The following is an 18,222-nucleotide window of genomic DNA, read 5'->3' as shown; positions in this document are numbered from 1 at the left end:
AATCCCGGCACTTCATAGCCTCCCAGGAGCCCGCATGGACCAGATCCACCTGATGAAGGTGTTCGTCGCCGTAGGCGAACTGGAAAGCTTTGCCGCCGCTGCACGCCGCCTGGACATCTCCCCAGCCGCAGTCACCCGTGCTGTCAGCGCTCTGGAAGAGCAACTCGGGGTCAAGTTGCTGCTGCGCACCACCCGCAGCGTGCGCCTGACTGAAGCGGGTGGCCGCTACCTGGAGGACACCCGGCATATCCTCGCCAGCATCCACGAAGCCAACGAAGCAGCTGCCGGCATCAACGCCACCCCCAAAGGCGACCTGGCCGTCACCGCGCCAATCCTGTTCGGCAAGAAGTACGTCATGCCGTGCATCGTCCGCTACCTGCAGCAGTACCCCGAGGTTGATGTTTCCGCGTACTTCCTCGACCGCATAGTGAACATGGTCGAGGAGGGCATGGACGTGGCCGTACGCATTGGCCCCTTGCCCGACTCTGGCCTGAAAGCGCTGCGGGTGGGCAGGGTGCGGCGCATGTTGTGTGCATCACCCGACTACCTGGCGCGCCATGGCGTGCCGAAGCACCCGTCTGATCTGGCGGAGCATGCGGTGATCGGCACGACCAATCTGTCGCCGCGGGCCGGCTGGCGCTTCGGGGTGACCGATGAGCCAACCCTGGTGCGCATGAAGCCCCGTCTGACGGTGACCAGCAATGACGGGGCGATCGCTGCTGCCTGTGGCGGGTTGGGCATTGCCCGCCTGCTGTCGTATCAGGTCGCGGATGAAGTGGCCAGTGGGCAGTTGCAGGTGATCCTTGCCGAATACGAAGAGGCGCCGTGGCCAATCCATATACTGCACCGGGAGAGCAAGTACGGTTCGGCCAAGGTCCGCGCCTTCATTGACATGCTGGCGCAGGCGCTGAGGGCCCGGCAGCTGGACTGATTCAACCGAGCAGGGTGAATGTAAAGCAACCTGGGCACTGCTGTTCCAGCCACTCTTTGGCCCGTTCGCTCAGGAAGTACCCGCGATAGACATCCCCTTTGAAGAAGTCGGCGTGCTCGTCGGCCTTGACCACCTGGAGATACTGGCCGAGGTCAGCAGGTTCGTGGCGTGGGTCCTTGAGCAGGTTGAGCTTGCCCACGACGAATGCCTGCCAATACTCCGGCATGCGTGCGGCAAGCGCAGGTTCATGTGGCAGGGAGTCGATGATCGAGGTCGGCCCACCGTTAAGCTCGAGGTAATCGGTGATGGGCTTGCTGGTATCCCAGTGCAGCCAGTCAAGGTGCACGATGTGGGTTTTTTCCAGGTGCTCATACCGGCTGATGCCTTTCAGGCCGCTTTTTTCCAAGGCTTCCTTGACCGGCTGGGTGAGCACCAGCGAACCTGAGCGGATATACGCAGGCGGGGTGTACGGACCGACGCGCCTGATGCTGTCCACATCGGTATCTTCGTCCCAGGCAATCATGCCCTGGAGCAGTGCCGCACCCCAGTCTCCCCAAGGGGACGGCGCGTTGTCGAAATGGTAGATGTTCACCTGAACCTCATCAGCCCTTGCCGCTCTGGGTGGTCGTCTGGAGTCGGCAGCCCATTCAGGTGAACTGAATGAAGAAGAAACCGGCGTCGTCGCCTTCCTTGCCACGGCGCGCCTGCATGTCCACGAACAGATAGCCGATGCCTTCGCCGAACAGCCCTCCATGCTGCGGGCTGGCTTCGGCCACGTCGGCGTCCACCAACTGCATCATGAACATGTAGCGCGGTGGTTCATAGATCGGGTCCTGCAGCCAGCAGGGCCGGCCGCTGGGTTTGCTCAGGCCGATCCCGCTGTCCTCGTCCTCATGCTCCTCGTCATGCTCCTCGTCGGTCATTTCTTCGAAATCTATGAACGCTCGCTCCAGCAGCAAGGGCGGGTTGCTGGACTCCAGTGGCTGGCTGGCGAGCTCATGCAGGATGACCCGGGCAAAGCCGCTACTGAGGACGTTCAGCAGTTCGGCCTGTTGATCGACCGTATAGCGACGCTGGAGAGGGCGGCTGAAACTGCCATCCTGATATTGCTCGACGGCGAGGAAAACCGTGATGGCCATGCCGGGTGGGACGAACATGGCCGGTTGGAAACGCTCACTCAAGGTCAGGATGGGCGTCATCAACATGCCGGTTTCCGGGTTTGTCGGCCACAAGGAGAGGTCCTTGAGCAAAGCCGCGCCACCGATCTGGCCGAAGCCGCGATCTTGTCGGGACAAGAGGATTTTCTTCATGGCTGGTAACACCCTTTCCGTTTGCGAACGACCTGGCGTAGCGACGGATAACCAGTGATTTCGGTTACCACTCGAACAGCCCTACGAAGTTCTTCTGGTCCATTGGGCCGCTCGAGCAACTGGCGCCACGTGCCAGGATGGAAGGCTCGAGGCGGTTGCCCATCAGGCGAACAGCCTGGTACTGGCTATCGCAATGTCCGGGCAGCGACGGGGCTGGCTGCACATGGCTGACAATGATGATCTGCACACCATTGAACTGTTCTACGCGAGGCTTGCCTTCATCCCGTTCCGGGCTGAATTGGCAGGGCCAGGGCATGTCGAGCTGTAGCAGTGATGCATCGGAGCCGCGCAGTGCGCAACGCCCTTCGTGGTTCACAAGTGCAAGCTTGTGCCCGGCAAGGGTAACTTCAGGCCCCGTATTCGGGGCGGGCGTTTGTGCGCATGCATTCAGGGCGATTGCAGCCAGCAGTGTCGGCAGGGTTTTGGACACACACTTCATTTCAGTTCCCCAGAGCCTGCCTGCGGGAACAGCGGTGAGAGCAACGGCGATTCATTCACCAGAATTCGATCTCCTATCGGCGCTGGGGAAGGGCGTGTGCGTGCGCGGAGTTGTTAATGTGCACAGGTGCGAAACTTACATAAAGTGCCGAAGTGATATCGCGCTGACAGCCACTTCCAAGTCGGCTTTTATGGTTTATTCATTTGCAACTGTCAAGGTAAGCTACCTGCGCCCCACGGTTTTCAAGGACGACAGTGCTCACTCATATGAATGGATCGAGCTATCAAACGGGTCAGGAACTGCATAGATTTCTTTCTCGCTATTTCGGTGTTTTCATCGCCGAGTTCTTGCTGTCCTGCTTTGCCATCGGCGGCTGTGTTTCACTGGTGTTCTCCACCTATCTGCGTAGCCCGGACCGGTCGCTATCGGTGCTGGCACTGGCGCTGGCATGGGCGGTGAGTGCCGCTTCGCATATCGCGCTGGTGCGTGGATACGCTTGGGGCCTGCGGGGGCTAATCGGCCTGAACGGGCTGGCCGTGTTGGCTGCGTTGCCCAGCTACGCTTACCGGCCGCACATGGGCGGCTACGTCTCTGTTTTGCTGCTCGGGCTGCTGGCCTTGCTGGTCATCAATACCCGGCGCTACCGGGAAATGCGCGTGCGCCTGGTCGGCTACCGGGAAACGCGCAGGGCCAACCGCCAGGCGGCGAAAGCTGCCAAGTAACGTGTTTCCGCGGATGTGACGAGGCTTCTGGATGAATTTGCGCCGCATGCGTACCTGGTTCCCTGGCTTGCTGTTGCCATTTCTTGCTGCGTGCAACGGGCACAAGGTCGAGCGCGTCGTGGTCTATGAGAACAATGTCCATCATTGGCGCATCGAGCACGTAGTGGCGCAGAACTGGCCGGTTGGGCCTCGTCAGTACTACGAGGTGTTTCTCAAGGACCGCTTGCTGATCCTGCCTGCCAATGTCTTCAACGACGAGCGTGACATTAGTGAGTTCGTTGCTGCGGGCGGTTTCGACATCAGCAACTGGCGCAACGACACCATCATCGTGGCGTTTGAGAATGTGCAGAAGCGCGAGGGCGGCAACGAGCATGTTGTCCGCTCGCTGATGATCACCCCGGAGTACAAGGAGGGGGAGGTGATACTGACTGACATGGCGACCCATATGCAGATCGTGGTGCAGCGAGTGGAGCCGGTTGGGGAGGGGAAGTAGCAGGGCTGTGGGGGTTGTAGGCAGGCAAATGAACTAGCTGTGGATGTCCTCGGTATTTGTGGGAGCGGGCAAGCCCGCGAAGCAAGCGACGCGGTGCATGGCACCGGCTTTGCCGGTGTTCGCGGCTAAAGCCGCTCCCACAGGTACAGCGTGAACCCGAAGCCAGCGCGATACCTGTGGGAGCGGGTTCACCCGCGAAGAGGCCCACCCAGGCAAACCCGCCGGTTAAACCCCATGCAATCGCAGCGCCCGCTGCGCACAATCCCGCCAACTCAACTTCCGCTTTTCTACCTGGGGCAGCTGGTCCACTTCCCCAGCCAGCACCACCACCTCATGTGTCAGCCACCAACGCAGATGCCGGTTCTTCGGCACATGGTGATGCGCCAACAAGGTATAGGCCCCGGACTCGCTGACCATGGTGGTCGCCTGGTATTTGCCATAACGCAGCAACTGCACGGAGCGTTACTGATCCGGGTCGAGCCTGTCCATGTTTGGCTATTTGTAGGAAGCTTCCTGTTCGGCTTTTTCCCTGCCAATAAAAAAGGCTGCCAATTGGCAGCCTTCTCGATGCTCAGCCCGGACGATCAGTCCCAGCTCAGTGCACCACCCGTCTGATACTCGATCACACGAGTCTCGAAGAAGTTCTTCTCTTTCTTCAAGTCCATGATCTCGCTCATCCAAGGGAACGGGTTGGTAGTCCCTGGATACTCTTCCTTCAGGCCAATCTGGGTCAGGCGACGGTTGGCGATGAACTTGAGGTAGTCCTCCATCATTGCCGCGTTCATGCCCAGCACGCCGCGTGGCATGGTGTCACGGGCGTATTCGATCTCCAGCTGGGTCCCTTGCAGGATCATCTGGGTCGCTTCTTCCTTCATCGCCGCGTCCCACAGGTGCGGGTTCTCGATCTTGATCTGGTTGATCACGTCGATACCGAAGTTCAGGTGCATCGACTCGTCACGCAGGATGTACTGGAACTGCTCGGCCACGCCGGTCATCTTGTTGCGGCGGCCCATGGACAGGATCTGGGTGAAGCCGCAGTAGAAGAAGATGCCTTCCAGTACGCAGTAGTAGGCGATCAGGTTGCGCAGCAGCTCTTTGTCGGTCTCGACGGTACCGGTGTTGAATTCCGGGTCGGAGATGGCGCGGGTGTACTTCAGACCCCAGGCGGCTTTCTTCGCGACCGACGGGATCTCGTGGTACATGTTGAAGATCTCGCCTTCATCCATGCCCAGCGACTCGATGCAGTACTGGTAGGCGTGGGTGTGGATCGCCTCTTCGAAGGCCTGGCGCAGGATGTACTGGCGGCACTCCGGGTTGGTGATCAGGCGGTACACGGCCAGGGCCAGGTTGTTGGCTACCAGCGAGTCGGCGGTGGAGAAGAAGCCGAGGTTGCGCATGACGATGCGACGCTCGTCTTCGGTCAGGCCGTCCATGCTCTTCCACAGGGCGATGTCGGCGGTCATGTTGACCTCTTGCGGCATCCAGTGGTTGGCGCAGCCGTCCAGGTACTTCTGCCAGGCCCAGTCGTACTTGAACGGTACCAGCTGGTTGAGGTCGGCGCGGCAGTTGATCATGCGCTTTTCGTCAACACGCACGCGGGCGCTGGAGCCTTCCAGCTCGGCCAGGCCTTCGGCGATGTCGAGGTCGTTCAGGGCAGCTTTGGCGCGCTTGACAGCATCGGAGTCGTCGGCGGTTGCGACACGGGCTTCCAGGGCGGCGGCACCACCGGCGCTGTCGAGCTTGTCGAGGGTGGCGGCGGCAGCGGCCTGCGCAGGGGTGTTGCCTTTGGCGGCTACTTCGCCGTCTTCTTTATCGAATTCGTCCCAGCTCAGCATGGTGAGATTCTCCTGCTTGAGGGCCATCTATCAAGTATGGCCGGTGGATCTTGGTTGCGGTGCGGTGCACGCAAATCTGAGGTGCCCGAAAAGGGCTGGCCGCGGCTTTGAAGCCACGGCTTGTTGTGTCTGGCTGTGGAGAGGCGGCAGGAGTGCCGGCCTCATCGCGGGTGAACCCGCTCCCACAGGGGCCGCAGTAGTGCGGAAAACGCGTTGAGGCTTCCCGTAGGAAGCCTCGGCCTGGCCTTACTGGCAGGCTTCGCAGTCAGGCTCGTCGATCGCGCAGGCCTTCGGCACTGGCGCAGGGCCGGCTGCCTGGACCGGGGCGCTGTCGCCACCGCTGGAAACGGCGTTGAGCTTGCCGGTGTTGATGGTCGACTTCTCGGTGCTGGTCGCGGCCAGGGCACGGAGGTAGTAGGTGGTCTTCAGACCACGGTACCAGGCCATGCGGTAGGTCACGTCCAGCTTCTTGCCCGAGGCGCCGGCGATGTACAGGTTCAGCGACTGGGCCTGGTCGATCCACTTCTGGCGACGCGAGGCGGCATCGACGATCCACTTGGTCTCGACTTCGAACGCGGTGGCGTACAGATCTTTCAGCTCTTGCGGGATGCGCTCGATCTGCTGCACCGAACCGTCGTAGTACTTCAGGTCGTTGATCATTACCGAGTCCCACAGACCACGGGCCTTCAGGTCGCGGACCAGGTACGGGTTGATCACGGTGAACTCGCCCGACAGGTTCGATTTCACGTACAGGTTCTGGTAGGTCGGCTCGATCGACTGCGACACGCCGGTGATGTTAGCGATGGTCGCGGTCGGCGCGATGGCCATGATGTTCGAGTTACGAATACCTTTCTTGACGCGCTCGCGCACCGGGGCCCAGTCCAGGGACTCTTCCAGGTTGACGTCGATGTACTTGGCGCCACGGGCCTCGATCAGGATCTGTTGCGAATCCAGCGGCAGGATGCCCTTGGACCACAGCGAACCCTGGAAGGTCTCGTACGCACCGCGCTCGTCGGCCAGGTCGCAGGACGCCTGGATGGCGTAGTAGCTGACCGCTTCCATCGACTTGTCGGCGAACTCGACGGCGGCATCGGAACCGTACGGAATGTGCTGCAGGTACAGCGCATCCTGGAAGCCCATGATGCCCAGGCCGACCGGGCGGTGCTTGAAGTTCGAGTTACGCGCTTGCGGCACCGAGTAGTAGTTGATGTCGATCACGTTGTCGAGCATGCGCACGGCGGTGTTCACGGTGCGTTGCAGCTTGGCGGTATCCAGCTTGCCATCGACGATGTGGTTCGGCAGGTTGATCGAGCCCAGGTTGCAGACCGCGATCTCATCCTTGTTGGTGTTCAGGGTGATCTCGGTGCACAGGTTCGAGCTGTGGACCACGCCCACGTGCTGCTGTGGCGAACGCAGGTTGCACGGGTCCTTGAAGGTCAGCCACGGGTGGCCGGTCTCGAACAGCATCGAAAGCATCTTGCGCCACAGGTCCTTGGCCTGGACGGTCTTGAACACCTTGATCTTGTTGTACTCGGTCAGGGCTTCGTAGTACTCGTAGCGCTCTTCGAAGGCCTTGCCGGTCAGGTCGTGCAGGTCTGGCACTTCCGAAGGCGAGAACAGGGTCCACTTGCCGTCATCGAAGACACGCTTCATGAACAGGTCAGGGATCCAGTTGGCGGTGTTCATGTCGTGGGTACGACGACGGTCATCACCGGTGTTCTTGCGCAGCTCGATGAACTCTTCGATGTCCAGGTGCCAGGTTTCCAGGTAGGCACACACGGCGCCCTTGCGCTTGCCACCCTGGTTGACGGCAACGGCGGTGTCGTTGACCACTTTCAGGAACGGAACCACGCCCTGGGATTTGCCGTTGGTGCCTTTGATGTAGGAGCCCAGTGCACGCACAGGGGTCCAGTCGTTGCCCAGGCCACCGGCGAATTTCGACAGCATGGCGTTGTCGTGGATCGCGTGGTAGATGCCCGACAGGTCGTCCGGCACGGTGGTCAGGTAGCAGCTGGACAGCTGCGGGCGCAGGGTGCCGGCGTTGAACAGGGTCGGGGTCGAGGCCATGTAGTCGAACGACGACAACAGGTTGTAGAACTCGATCGCACGGGCTTCTTTGTCTTTCTCTTCCAGCGCCAGGCCCATGGCCACACGCATGAAGAATACCTGTGGCAGCTCGAAGCGTACGCCATCCTTGTGGATGAAGTAGCGGTCGTACAGGGTCTGCAGGCCCAGGTAGGTGAATTGCTGGTCACGCTCGTGGTCGATGGCCTTGCCCAGGCGCTCCAGGTCGTAGCCTTTCAGGGCCGGGTCCAGCAGCTCGAACTCGACGCCTTTCTCGACGTAGGCCGGCAGGGCCTTGGCGTACAGGTCGGCCATTTCGTGGTGGGTGGCGCTCTCGGCCACGTTCAGGAAGCCCAGGCCTTCGGCACGCAGGGTGTCCATCAGCAGGCGGGCGGTCACGAACGAGTAGTTCGGCTCGCGCTCGACCAGGGTACGGGCAGTCATCACCAGGGCGGTGTTGACGTCCTTGATGGCCACGCCGTCGTACAGGTTCTTCAGGGTGTCGCGCTGGATCAGGTCGCCATCGACTTCGGCCAGGCCTTCGCAGGCTTCGCTGATGATGGTGTTCAGGCGGGCCATGTCGAGCGGCGCCAGGCTGCCGTCGGCCAGGGTGATGCGGATGGACGGGTGCGGCTCGACCACGGACTCGGCGTTCACGCGGGTGGCACGCTCCTTGGCGCGCTGCTCGCGGTAGATCACGTAGTCACGGGCGACTTTCTGCTCGCCGGCGCGCATCAGGGCCAGTTCGACCTGGTCCTGGATTTCTTCGATGTGGATGGTGCCACCCGATGGCATACGACGCTTGAACGTGGCGGTGACCTGCTCGGTCAGGCGCGCGACGGTGTCGTGGATGCGCGACGAAGCGGCGGCGGTGCCGCCTTCAACTGCGAGGAACGCCTTGGTGATGGCAACGGTGATCTTGTCGTCGGTGTAGGGGACGACAGTGCCGTTACGCTTGATCACACGCAGTTGGCCGGGAGCGGTGGCGGCCAGATCCTGGTTGGAATCGGCGGCCTGCGGCACCTTGGCCTGCGGGTTCTCGCGAGTTGTGTCGGTTTGCATGGGTGGGTGTCTCCACAGTTTCTATATTGTTCAGGCGCCTTTTGGGCGCCCACCGTTCCGTCCACTTGCTCGATGGCCTGGCGGGGATGGGCAATGCATGCGCATCCGCCCGCGCGGGCGTACCAACTTCGGGACAGACTCAGGAATTAGGGGCAATGGCTTGCCGCTCCCTGGCCGAAGTCAAAGGTTCTGGGTCGGGCCCAAAAACTGTTGCTGATGGATGCCAGGTCTGGCCTGTAACACCCATACCCGAACAAGGCCCTGGAAGGGCTTGCCTCGGTCGCCTCCGCAGGAGCGGTTTGGCTGCTGAAATCACTTGAAGTTCACCCGAGAAAATCGCTTGATTTTGCGGGTTGACTTTTGTGTGTGATTTTGTACGAACCCCTATATCTAGTGGTTCGCTGCGTTCGGGATACAAGATAATGCGGTATCGGGGGCTTTGCAAGGCGAGCGCCTGTGGATAACTTGTGCGTACTTTGTGAGTGAATGGTGGGTATTCGCTGTAGGCCTTGTGCCAAGAGGTTTGCAGTATTTTTCTGCGCTTTGCCGCCCCGGGGCAGAATTTTTCGGGCGCGAACCCTATCACAAAAAACGGTTCAGTCGAGGGGCTGCTGGCAGGTTGGCAGTACCGGATGGCAGCCGTAGTATTCCGAGGGGATGTTGCTTTTTGGTTAAAGGGTTATGTTACCTGTGCTGGCCTTTTCGCGGGTAAACCCGCTCCCACAGGTACTACACAGGCTTCGAAAGCGGCGCGGTCCCTGTGGGAGCGGGTTTACCCGCGAAGAGGCCGGTGCAGGCCCCAGAAAAACAACAACAAAGGCACAAGCCATGGACCACCCCGCACCCCGTATCCTCATCGTCGAAGACGACCAGCGCCTGGCCGAGCTCACCGCCGAGTACCTGCAGGCCAACGGCTTCGACGTCAGCGTCGAGGGCGATGGCGCTCGCGCCGCGCGGCGCATCGTCGACAGCCAGCCCGACCTGGTCATCCTCGACCTGATGCTGCCCGGCGAGGACGGCCTGAGCATTTGCCGCCGGGTGCGCAACCAGTACCCCGGCCCGATCCTCATGCTGACCGCCCGTAGCGATGAACTCGACCAGGTCCAGGGCCTGGACCTGGGGGCCGACGACTACGTCTGCAAACCCGTACGCCCACGCCTGCTGCTGGCGCGCATTCAGGCCCTGCTGCGCCGCAGCGAAGCACCGGACAGCAAGCGTCAGGACCTGGCCTTCGGTGCGCTGCGCATCGACAATCGCCTGCGCGAGGCGCGTCTGGGTGAACAACTGATCGAGCTGACCGGCGCCGAGTTCGACCTGCTCTGGCTGCTGGCCAGCAACGCCGGCCGGGTGCTGACGCGCGAGCAGATCTTCACTGCACTACGTGGTGTCGGCTACGACGGCCAGGATCGTTCCATCGATATACGCATCTCCAGGATCCGCCCCAAGATCGGCGACGACCCGCTCCAGCCAAGGCTGATCAAGACACTGCGCAGCAAGGGCTACCTGTTCGTCGGCGAGGCCCCATGAACAACTCTATTTTCCTGCGCATCTATGGCGGCATGCTGGCCGTGCTGGTGCTGGTGGCCTTGCTCGGGGTGCTCAGCCTGCACCTGGTCAACGAAGTGCGGGCTGCCCAGCACCGCGAGGGGCTGGCCCAGGGTACTTTCAGCCTGATGGCCGACAACCTGGCGCTGCAGAACGACACCGAACGCAAGCGCTCGCTGCTGATCTGGGAGCGTTTGCTCGGCGTGCCGTTGGCGTTGCAGCCACTGACCGCGCGCACCCTCGATGGTGGCCAGCGGGCGCGCCTGTACCGCGGTCTGGTGGTGGTCGAGAAGACCGGCCCGCATGCGGCCCAGGTACTGCGCAAGGTCGGCCAGGAAGACCTGATGCTGGTAGCGCAGATCAAGCAGATAAGCGAGCAACTGGCGCGGGCCACCCTCTACCTGCTGGCCGACGAACTGGTGCGCTACCCGGTAACCGAACAGCAGCAGCGCCTGGCACAGATCAAGAAAGAAAAGGGCTTCGGCTTTGGCGTGGCCCTGCAGCGCATCGAGCGGGTGAGCCTGGACGATGACCAGCGGCGCCGGGTCGAGGAGGGCGACACGGTCATGGCCCTGGGCAAGGATGGTGACTCGATCCGCGTGTTCGCCGGGCTGGCTGGCTCGCCCTGGGTGCTGGAAATCGGCCCGCTGTACCAGCTCAACCCGTATCCGCCGCAGTTGCTGATCCTGATCGCCTTTCTCGGCCTGTGCCTGATTGGCCTGGTGGTCTACCTGCTGGTGCGCCAGCTGGAGCGGCGCGTGTCGGGCCTGGAGATTGCCGCCACGCGTATCGCCCAGGGCAGCCTGGATACCCGCGTGCCGGCCGGCGACGCCGACTCGGTAGGGCGCCTGGCTGCAGCCTTCAATGGCATGGCCGAGCACTTGCAGCGCTCGCTGACCATGCAGCGTGAGCTGGTGCGGGCGGTTTCCCACGAGCTGCGCACACCGGTGGCACGCCTGCGTTTTGGTCTGGAAATGATCGAAAATGCCACCACCGAGCAGGCCCGTGCCAAGCACCTGGCGGGCATGGACGGCGATATCCAGGACCTCGACAAGCTGGTCGACGAGATGCTCACCTATGCCCGCCTGGAGCAGGGGGCGCCGGCCTTGAAGTTCCAGCGGGTCGACCTGGATGCCTTGCTCGACCGGGTGATCGAAGAGCTCGCGCCGCTGCGTTCCGACGTACGGGTGGTGCGGGGTGAGTGCCAGGGCGCCGATGCCGAAGGCGCCTGGGTCGAGGCCGAGCCGCGCTACCTGCACCGTGCCCTGCAGAACCTGGTGGGCAACGCCATGCGCCATGCCGAGGCCGAGGTACGCCTGAGCTACCAGTTAGGGCAGCAACGCTGCCGCATCGATGTGGAGGATGACGGCCCGGGCATCCCCGAAGGCGTCTGGGACCGTATCTTCACACCGTTCACCCGCCTTGACGACAGCCGCACCCGCGCCTCAGGCGGGCATGGTCTGGGCCTGTCGATCGTGCGGCGTATCATCTACTGGCATTCGGGCCGGGCCACGGTGGGGCGCAGCGCCGCGCTGGGCGGCGCCTGCTTCAGCCTGAACTGGCCACGGCAGCAGGCACCGTTGTGACGGTCAGACGCTGACCAGGCTGAGCAGGTGGCCGTCCTGCAGGCAGAATTGGCCCTGCAGTTCGGCGCCATGCCGCCACTGTGGCGACAGGTCAGTGAGCAGGCGTAGGCGGGCCAGGCCTTCGGCGGACCAGTCCAGCACTTCAGCATGCTCGAAGTAGAAGCGCTGGCGGGTCAGCGGGTAGAGGGTCTTGAACAGGCTCTCCTTCAGCGAGAAGGTCAGGGTGACTGCAAGGCCGAGCTGGCGGCGGTCCAGGCGTTCCACTTCAGGTGGGGTGAGGATTTCGCCCATCAGCCGCTTGGCGCGTTGGTCATCCAGCAGTGCTTCCTGATCCAGGCCCAGGCCCTGGCAATGGCCTTCGGCGGCGACCACTGCGGCGGCCCAGCCTTTGCCATGGGTGATCGAGCCGCGGATGCCGGCGGGCCAGATGGGCGAGCGGTCTTCGTGGGTGCCGGGCACGTAGTCACGGCCGTCCAGCCGCTGCAGTGCGGCGCGGGCACAGAGCCGACCGGCCAGGTACTCGGCCTGGCGCTTGGCCACAGAGCGCTGCAGGCTGGCGCCTGGCACGACGCCAGCGCGCTGGAAGTCGTCGGGCGCCAGGCGGGCGGGGTCGAAGTGGCAACTGACCAGCACCGCGCCGGGTAGTGGGCGGGGCAGGGGCCAGTGGTGCTGGAGCGGGGCGCAGCAGGCGGGGAGTGTGTTCATGGGGATATTGTGCCAGCTGTACGGGCACTAAGGGAGCCAGCGTGGCAATGCATCCTTATGGGAGCGGCCCCGGCAATCCTTACTTGAACACCTTCTTGAAGAACGCCTGCATATCCGCCCAGGAGCTCTCGTCCGCCGCCTTGTTGTAGGCAATATCCGGCCCGCCATGTTCGCCGTGCCCCATGCGGTCCGAATCCGGGTTGCTGAACCCGTGCTTGGCCCCGGGAATACTGACGAACTGGTAGTTCACCTTGGCTGCATCCATTTCCGCCTTGAACGCTTCCACCTGCTGCTCGGGCACCAGGGTGTCCGCCGCACCATGCTCTACCAGGATATCGGCACGCACCACGCCCGGCCTGGCCGGTGTCTGCGTGCCCAGCGGGGCGTGGAAGCTCACCACGCCGTCGAGCTTTACCCCTCGCCGCGCGGCATCCAGCACCACCTTGCCGCCAAAGCAGTAACCCACTGCCCCCAACTGGTGCTTGTTGGTATTGGGCTGCAGCTTGAGCAGCTCCAGGCCGGCATCGAAGCGCCGCTCAGCGGCCTTGGGGTCTTTCATCGCCGCTGTCATGAACGCCTTGGCGTCGGCAGGGTGTTCGGTTTGCTTGCCGTCGCCATACATGTCGATGGCCAGCGCGTTGTAGCCCAGTGCCGCAAGATCGCGGGCGCGGCGCTTGGCGTAGTCGTTCAGCCCCCACCACTCATGCACCACCACAATGCCGGGGCGCTTGCCTTCGATGGCGTCGTCATAGGCGTAGTAGCCGACCAGGCGGTTGCCGTCGGCGTCCTGGTAGGGAATTTCGCGAGTTTGCACCGCCGCTTGAGCGAGGGCGGCGCCGCACATCAGGGTCAAGGCCAGCAGGACGCGCATGGTCACTACTCCTAGTTCTGCAAACGGTTCGTTCAGCCGGGGTTCAGCCAGGGTTCAGTCGCGGTTCAGGGTGCCCTGCTTACTCTAGCTTCCAGACCGCAACAGCGCACTCAACTGGAGTATCCAGCTATGAAAACCTTCAACACCCTGCTTGCCGCCATGGCCGTCTGCGCCGCTGGTATCACCACCGCCCAGGCCGCTGACGACAACTTCGCCAGCCTGACCTACGGGCAGACCAGCGACAAGGTTCGCAAGTCCGGCCTGCTGCAGCGCAACACCGACCACCTCAACGCCGACGGCATCATCGGCAAGGACGACACCTGGGGCCTGCGCGTGGGCAAGATCAATGACCAAGGCCGCTACTACATGACTTACGACAATGTCTCGGGCGACCACAGCGGCCTGAAGTTGCGCCAGGAAAACCTGCTGGGCAGCTACGACCTGTTCCTGCCGGTGGGTGATACCACCAAGCTGTTCGGCGGTGGCAGCCTGGGCATGACCAAGCTGACCCAGGACTCGCCAGGCGCCAGCCGGGATACCGACTACGGTTACGCGTACGGCCTGCAGGCCGGCGTGATCCAGGACATCACCGACAGGGCTTCGGTGGAGCTGGGCTACCGTTACCTGCGCACCAATGCAGCCACCGAAGTGGGGGCGCATGGCGGGCCGAAGGACGGCACCCTGCGCCTGACCAGCAGCGCCCAGACCTACCTGGCTGCAAGCTACAAGTTCTGACGGGTGAGCCGGGTTATCCTGTACCGGCCTCTTCGCGGCTAAAGCCGCTCCCACAGGGATCGCACAGTCCATAAAGCCTGTGCAATACCTGTGGGAGCGGCTTTAGCCGCGAAGAGCCGGTACAGGCAATATAGATAAGGAGTTGCACATGAAACTGCTGGTGGTCGAGGACGAAGCCCTGCTTCGCCATCACCTCTACACCCGCTTGGGCGAAAGCGGCCATGTGGTCGAGGCGGTCGCCGATGCCGAAGAGGCGCTGTACCAGGCCGGGCAGTACCATTTCGACCTGGCCATCATCGACCTGGGCCTGCCCGGCATCAGCGGCCTGGAGCTGATCACGCGCCTGCGCAGCCAGGACAAGACGTTCCCCATTCTCATCCTCACCGCCCGTGGCAACTGGCAGGACAAGGTCGAGGGCCTGGCCGCCGGTGCCGACGACTACCTGGTCAAGCCGTTCCAGTTCGAAGAGCTCGAAGCGCGCCTGAATGCCCTGTTGCGCCGCTCCAGCGGCTTCACCCAGTCGACCATCGCCGCCGGCCCGCTGGTGCTCGACCTCAACCGCAAGCAGGCGACGCTGGACGAACAACCCCTGGCCCTGACCGCCTACGAATACCGCATCCTCGAATACCTCATGCGCCACCACCAGCAGGTAGTGGCCAAGGACCGGCTGATGGAGCAGCTGTACCCGGGGGACGAGGAGCGTGACCCGAATGTCATCGAAGTGCTGGTCGGCCGCCTGCGGCGCAAGCTCGAGGGCGAGCGCGGCTTCAAACCCATCGACACCGTGCGCGGTCTGGGCTACCTGTTCACCGAGCGCTGCCGATGATCCGCTCGCTGCGGGTGCGCCTGATGCTGGCGGCCGCGGTGCTGGCGCTGCTGTTCATGCTGGCGCTGCTGCCGGCCCTGCAGAAAGCCTTCAGCCTGGCCCTGCAGGAGTCGATCGAACAACGCCTGGCCTCGGATGTGACCACGCTGATTTCCGCTGCGCGCATCGAGCACGGCCAGTTGCAGATGCCGACCCTGCTGCCGGACGAGCGCTACAACCTGCCGTACACCGGCCTGCTCGGCTATATCTTCGACCGCGATGGCAAGCTGGTCTGGCAGTCGCGGGCCACCGCCGCGCAGAACATCAACTACCGCCCGCGCTACGACGGCCGCGGCAACGAATTCGCCCGTATTCACCAGGCCGATGGCGAAGAGTTCTTCGTCTATGACGTCGAGATCAAGCTGCTGGGTGGTCAGAGCGCCGCCTATAGCATTGTTGCCCTGCAACCGGTGCGCGAGTACCAGCACACCCTCGACGGCCTGCGCGAAAAGCTCTACCTCGGCTTTGGTGCGGCCTTGCTGGCGCTGCTGGTGCTGCTGTGGGCCGGCCTGACCTGGGGCCTGCGCTCGTTGCGCCAGCTGAGCCTCGAGCTGGACGATGTGGAGTCGGGCGCGCGGGATGGCCTGAGCCGCGAACACCCACGTGAGCTGCTGCGCCTGACGGGCTCGCTGAACCGCCTGTTGCGCAGCGAGCGCGAGCAGCGTCAGCGCTACCGTGATTCGCTCGATGACCTGGCGCACAGCCTGAAGACGCCGCTGGCAGTGTTGCAGGGGGTGGGCGAAAGCCTGCAGCAGCGTAGCGACGAGCGTGAGCAGGCGCGCGTGCTACAGAGCCAGATCGAGCGCATGAGCCAGCAGATCGACTACCAGCTGCAGCGCGCCAGCCTGCGCAAGAGTGGCCTGGTACGCCACAGCGTGTTGCTGCGGCCGTTGCTCGACAGCCTGTGCAGCACCCTGGCCAAGGTATACCGGGACAAGCGGGTGGACGTGACCCTGCAACTGCCCGATGCGGCGCAGGTGCCGATGGAGCAGGGCGCGTTGCTGGAGCTGCTGGGCAACCTGCTGGAGAACGCCTACCGTCTGAGCCTGGGCCAGGTGCGCGTGAGCCTGGAGCAGGCGCCTGGGCGGTTGACCTTGTGCATCGAGGACGACGGGCCGGGGGTGCCGGCGGACCAGCGTGAACGCATTCTCGAGAGGGGCGAACGGCTGGACAGCCAGCACCCGGGGCAGGGGATCGGCCTGGCGGTGGTCAAGGATATCGTCGACAGCTATGACGCCGAGCTGAGCCTGGGGGATTCGCCCTTGGGCGGCGCGGCGTTCAGAATCACTTTCAAACTGGATTGATTTGTAGCCTGTGCCGGCCCAGGGTGGGCGGATTCCCGCCAACACCCCTGTACAAATCCCGCCACCGGGCGGAAATCCGCCAGCCTTTCTCCGCAGAATCGCCCCGTCGTTGGGCGTTTATCCCCCGCAAATACGCCCCTTGCACCCTTCATGGGCATTTTGGCACCCCCCTTGCTATTGATCCTCGCAGAGGCCTGCCCAGGCAGCTCGAACACAACGACAAATCCCTCCATGTGCAGGAGGGTTAGCGATTCAGGTGCCCCATCGCCCTGGGAAGGGTGAACCGGCACACTTGAGGAAAATTAGCCATGACGACACGTCAGCCGCTTTACAAATCCCTGTATGTCCAGGTGTTGGTCGCCATCACCATCGGCATCCTGCTCGGTCACTACTACCCGGAGACGGGCGTCGCCCTCAAACCCTTGGGAGACGGCTTCGTCAAACTGATCAAGATGGTCATCGCCCCGATCATCTTCTGCACCGTGGTCAGCGGCATCGCCGGCATGCAGAGCATGAAATCGGTCGGCAAGACCGGCGGCTACGCGCTGTTGTACTTTGAAATCGTCTCCACCATCGCCCTGATTATCGGCCTCGTCGTGGTAAACGTGGTCAAGCCGGGCGCTGGCATGCACATTGACGTGAGTACCCTGAACGCCAGCAGCGTGGCTGCCTACGCCGCCGCCGGCGCGCAGCAGACCACCGTCGGTTTCCTGCTCAACGTCATCCCCAACACTGTGGTCGGCGCCTTCGCCAACGGTGACATCCTGCAAGTGCTGATGTTCTCCGTGCTGTTCGGCTTCGCCCTGCACCGCCTGGGCAGCTATGGCAAGCCAGTGCTGGACATGATCGACCGTTTCGCCCACGTCATGTTCAACATCATCAACATGATCATGAAGCTGGCCCCGGTCGGTGCCTTCGGTGCAATGGCCTTCACCATCGGCCAGTACGGCGTTGGCTCGCTGGTGCAACTGGGCTACCTGATGGCCTGCTTCTACATTACCTGCCTGCTGTTCGTGCTGGTGGTACTGGGCGGTATCTGCCGCGCCCACGGTTTCAGTGTCCTCAAGCTGATCCGCTACATCCGTGAAGAACTGCTGATCGTACTGGGTACTTCCTCCTCGGAGTCGGCCCTGCCGCGCATGCTGGCCAAGATGGAGCGCCTGGGTGCGAAGAAATCGGTGGTTGGCCTGGTCATCCCGACCGGTTACTCGTTCAACCTCGACGGCACCTCGATCTACCTGACCATGGCTGCGGTGTTCATCGCTCAGGCCACCGACACCACCATGGACATCACCCACCAGATCACCCTGCTGCTGGTGCTGCTGGTCGCTTCCAAGGGGGCTGCCGGCGTTACCGGTTCGGGCTTCATCGTCCTGGCCGCCACCCTGTCGGCCGTCGGCCACCTGCCGGTTGCCGGCCTGGCGCTGATCCTCGGTATCGACCGCTTCATGTCCGAAGCCCGTGCCCTGACCAACCTGGTGGGTAACGCCGTTGCCACTGTGGTTGTGGCCAAGTGGGTGAAGGAAATGGACAACGACAAGCTGGCATCGGAGCTGGCATCCGGTGGTGCGCCGCTGATCGATACCCGTCCGACCGACGACCTGGGCGTGGCTGAAGGCCCGGCTCGCTGATCGCGGGATGATGCAATGAAAAAAGGCGACCTCTGGGTCGCCTTTTTTCATGTCCACGCGTTGC

The 18,222-nt window shown here is 62.9% G+C and carries 17 protein-coding genes; 9 read left to right on the top strand and 8 right to left on the bottom strand.

Annotation, left to right across the window (positions count from 1 at the left end; all coding sequences use genetic code 11):
- Positions 1 to 34: 34 nt before the first annotated feature.
- A complete protein-coding gene (locus CAY82_RS20845; protein WP_087502867.1) occupies positions 35 to 931 on the top strand; it encodes a LysR family transcriptional regulator in 897 nt (298 codons plus the stop codon).
- A gap of 1 nt (position 932) precedes the next feature.
- On the opposite strand, the gene CAY82_RS20840 is transcribed toward CAY82_RS20845, so the two are convergent.
- The 3 genes from CAY82_RS20840 to CAY82_RS26750 form a co-directional block, all read right to left on the bottom strand.
- Entirely contained in the window at positions 933 to 1,523 is a 591-nt protein-coding gene (locus tag CAY82_RS20840) for a hypothetical protein (RefSeq protein WP_170931110.1), read from the bottom strand.
- Between the two features lie 55 nt (positions 1,524 to 1,578).
- A complete protein-coding gene (locus CAY82_RS20835; protein ID WP_087502866.1) occupies positions 1,579 to 2,241 on the bottom strand; it encodes a hypothetical protein in 663 nt (220 codons plus the stop codon).
- Positions 2,242 to 2,305: 64 nt separating this feature from the next.
- A complete protein-coding gene (locus CAY82_RS26750) occupies positions 2,306 to 2,740 on the bottom strand; it encodes a hypothetical protein (RefSeq protein ID WP_170931109.1) in 435 nt (144 codons plus the stop codon).
- A 266-nt stretch (positions 2,741 to 3,006) separates the two neighbouring features.
- On the opposite strand from CAY82_RS26750, the gene CAY82_RS20825 reads away from it, so the two are divergent.
- Positions 3,007 to 3,462 carry a hypothetical protein gene (locus tag CAY82_RS20825; protein WP_087502865.1) on the top strand — a complete coding sequence of 152 codons (456 nt, stop codon included), beginning with the start codon at positions 3,007 to 3,009 and terminating at the stop codon, positions 3,460 to 3,462.
- A 31-nt stretch (positions 3,463 to 3,493) separates the two neighbouring features.
- Entirely contained in the window at positions 3,494 to 3,955 is a 462-nt protein-coding gene (locus CAY82_RS20820; protein ID WP_087502864.1) for a hypothetical protein, read from the top strand.
- 225 nt (positions 3,956 to 4,180) lie between these two features.
- Here CAY82_RS20820 and CAY82_RS20815 read toward each other — a convergent pair whose 3' ends face one another.
- The 3 genes from CAY82_RS20815 to CAY82_RS20805 all read right to left on the bottom strand — a co-directional run bounded on the left by CAY82_RS20815 (position 4,181) and on the right by CAY82_RS20805 (position 8,916).
- Positions 4,181 to 4,411, bottom strand: coding sequence for a hypothetical protein (locus CAY82_RS20815; protein ID WP_256576321.1), 231 nt, complete (start codon positions 4,409 to 4,411; stop codon positions 4,181 to 4,183).
- 128 nt (positions 4,412 to 4,539) lie between these two features.
- Complete coding sequence (locus CAY82_RS20810; protein WP_087502863.1) at positions 4,540 to 5,790, bottom strand: ribonucleotide-diphosphate reductase subunit beta; 1,251 nt, start codon at positions 5,788 to 5,790, stop codon at positions 4,540 to 4,542.
- Positions 5,791 to 6,036: 246 nt separating this feature from the next.
- Entirely contained in the window at positions 6,037 to 8,916 is a 2,880-nt protein-coding gene (locus CAY82_RS20805) for a ribonucleoside-diphosphate reductase subunit alpha (protein ID WP_087502862.1), read from the bottom strand.
- 828 nt (positions 8,917 to 9,744) lie between these two features.
- Here CAY82_RS20805 and CAY82_RS20800 point away from each other — a divergent pair.
- Both CAY82_RS20800 and CAY82_RS20795 read left to right on the top strand, forming a co-directional pair.
- On the top strand, positions 9,745 to 10,443 hold the full coding sequence (locus tag CAY82_RS20800; protein WP_087502861.1) for a response regulator transcription factor: 699 nt from the start codon (positions 9,745 to 9,747) through the stop codon (positions 10,441 to 10,443).
- Positions 10,440 to 12,047, top strand: coding sequence for an ATP-binding protein (locus CAY82_RS20795; protein ID WP_087502860.1), 1,608 nt, complete (start codon positions 10,440 to 10,442; stop codon positions 12,045 to 12,047). The genes CAY82_RS20800 and CAY82_RS20795 overlap by 4 nt, the downstream gene beginning before the upstream one ends.
- A gap of 3 nt (positions 12,048 to 12,050) precedes the next feature.
- Here the strand turns inward: CAY82_RS20795 and CAY82_RS20790 are convergent, their stop codons facing one another.
- Positions 12,051 to 12,752 carry a 4'-phosphopantetheinyl transferase gene (locus tag CAY82_RS20790; RefSeq protein WP_087502859.1) on the bottom strand — a complete coding sequence of 234 codons (702 nt, stop codon included), beginning with the start codon at positions 12,750 to 12,752 and terminating at the stop codon, positions 12,051 to 12,053.
- A 79-nt stretch (positions 12,753 to 12,831) separates the two neighbouring features.
- Entirely contained in the window at positions 12,832 to 13,623 is a 792-nt protein-coding gene (locus CAY82_RS20785; protein WP_087502858.1) for a dienelactone hydrolase family protein, read from the bottom strand.
- A 129-nt stretch (positions 13,624 to 13,752) separates the two neighbouring features.
- Between CAY82_RS20785 and CAY82_RS20780 the strand changes: the two genes are divergently transcribed.
- From CAY82_RS20780 to CAY82_RS20765, 4 genes are all read left to right on the top strand, one after another.
- Positions 13,753 to 14,358 carry an outer membrane beta-barrel protein gene (locus tag CAY82_RS20780; protein ID WP_087502857.1) on the top strand — a complete coding sequence of 202 codons (606 nt, stop codon included), beginning with the start codon at positions 13,753 to 13,755 and terminating at the stop codon, positions 14,356 to 14,358.
- Between the two features lie 148 nt (positions 14,359 to 14,506).
- Positions 14,507 to 15,184 carry a response regulator gene (locus CAY82_RS20775; protein ID WP_087502856.1) on the top strand — a complete coding sequence of 226 codons (678 nt, stop codon included), beginning with the start codon at positions 14,507 to 14,509 and terminating at the stop codon, positions 15,182 to 15,184.
- Positions 15,181 to 16,527, top strand: a complete 1,347-nt coding sequence (locus tag CAY82_RS20770) for an ATP-binding protein (RefSeq protein ID WP_087502855.1) — start codon at positions 15,181 to 15,183, stop codon at positions 16,525 to 16,527. The genes CAY82_RS20775 and CAY82_RS20770 overlap by 4 nt, the downstream gene beginning before the upstream one ends.
- A 308-nt stretch (positions 16,528 to 16,835) precedes the next feature.
- Entirely contained in the window at positions 16,836 to 18,158 is a 1,323-nt protein-coding gene (locus CAY82_RS20765) for a dicarboxylate/amino acid:cation symporter (protein WP_087502854.1), read from the top strand.
- Positions 18,159 to 18,222: the final 64 nt, after the last annotated feature.

Origin of the sequence: Pseudomonas sp. SID14000 (genome assembly GCF_002165135.1) — a bacterium.
GTDB lineage: Bacteria > Pseudomonadota > Gammaproteobacteria > Pseudomonadales > Pseudomonadaceae > Aquipseudomonas.
Note: the sequence above shows the minus strand (reverse complement) of the source record. Positions and strands in the feature narration are given on the sequence as shown.

What these genes read in the sequence shown, in the direction of transcription:
- CAY82_RS20845 (WP_087502867.1), top strand. Translation starts at nt 35, where the DNA reads ATGGACCAGATCCACCTGATGAAGGTGTTCGTCGCCGTAGGCGAACTG.
- CAY82_RS20835 (WP_087502866.1), bottom strand. Translation starts at nt 2,241, where the DNA reads ATGAAGAAAATCCTCTTGTCCCGACAAGATCGCGGCTTCGGCCAGATC.
- CAY82_RS26750 (WP_170931109.1), bottom strand. Translation starts at nt 2,740, where the DNA reads ATGAAGTGTGTGTCCAAAACCCTGCCGACACTGCTGGCTGCAATCGCC.
- CAY82_RS20825 (WP_087502865.1), top strand. Translation starts at nt 3,007, where the DNA reads ATGAATGGATCGAGCTATCAAACGGGTCAGGAACTGCATAGATTTCTT.
- CAY82_RS20820 (WP_087502864.1), top strand. Translation starts at nt 3,494, where the DNA reads ATGAATTTGCGCCGCATGCGTACCTGGTTCCCTGGCTTGCTGTTGCCA.
- CAY82_RS20810 (WP_087502863.1), bottom strand. Translation starts at nt 5,790, where the DNA reads ATGCTGAGCTGGGACGAATTCGATAAAGAAGACGGCGAAGTAGCCGCC.
- CAY82_RS20805 (WP_087502862.1), bottom strand. Translation starts at nt 8,916, where the DNA reads ATGCAAACCGACACAACTCGCGAGAACCCGCAGGCCAAGGTGCCGCAG.
- CAY82_RS20800 (WP_087502861.1), top strand. Translation starts at nt 9,745, where the DNA reads ATGGACCACCCCGCACCCCGTATCCTCATCGTCGAAGACGACCAGCGC.
- CAY82_RS20795 (WP_087502860.1), top strand. Translation starts at nt 10,440, where the DNA reads ATGAACAACTCTATTTTCCTGCGCATCTATGGCGGCATGCTGGCCGTG.
- CAY82_RS20790 (WP_087502859.1), bottom strand. Translation starts at nt 12,752, where the DNA reads ATGAACACACTCCCCGCCTGCTGCGCCCCGCTCCAGCACCACTGGCCC.
- CAY82_RS20785 (WP_087502858.1), bottom strand. Translation starts at nt 13,623, where the DNA reads ATGCGCGTCCTGCTGGCCTTGACCCTGATGTGCGGCGCCGCCCTCGCT.
- CAY82_RS20780 (WP_087502857.1), top strand. Translation starts at nt 13,753, where the DNA reads ATGAAAACCTTCAACACCCTGCTTGCCGCCATGGCCGTCTGCGCCGCT.
- CAY82_RS20775 (WP_087502856.1), top strand. Translation starts at nt 14,507, where the DNA reads ATGAAACTGCTGGTGGTCGAGGACGAAGCCCTGCTTCGCCATCACCTC.
- CAY82_RS20770 (WP_087502855.1), top strand. Translation starts at nt 15,181, where the DNA reads ATGATCCGCTCGCTGCGGGTGCGCCTGATGCTGGCGGCCGCGGTGCTG.
- CAY82_RS20765 (WP_087502854.1), top strand. Translation starts at nt 16,836, where the DNA reads ATGACGACACGTCAGCCGCTTTACAAATCCCTGTATGTCCAGGTGTTG.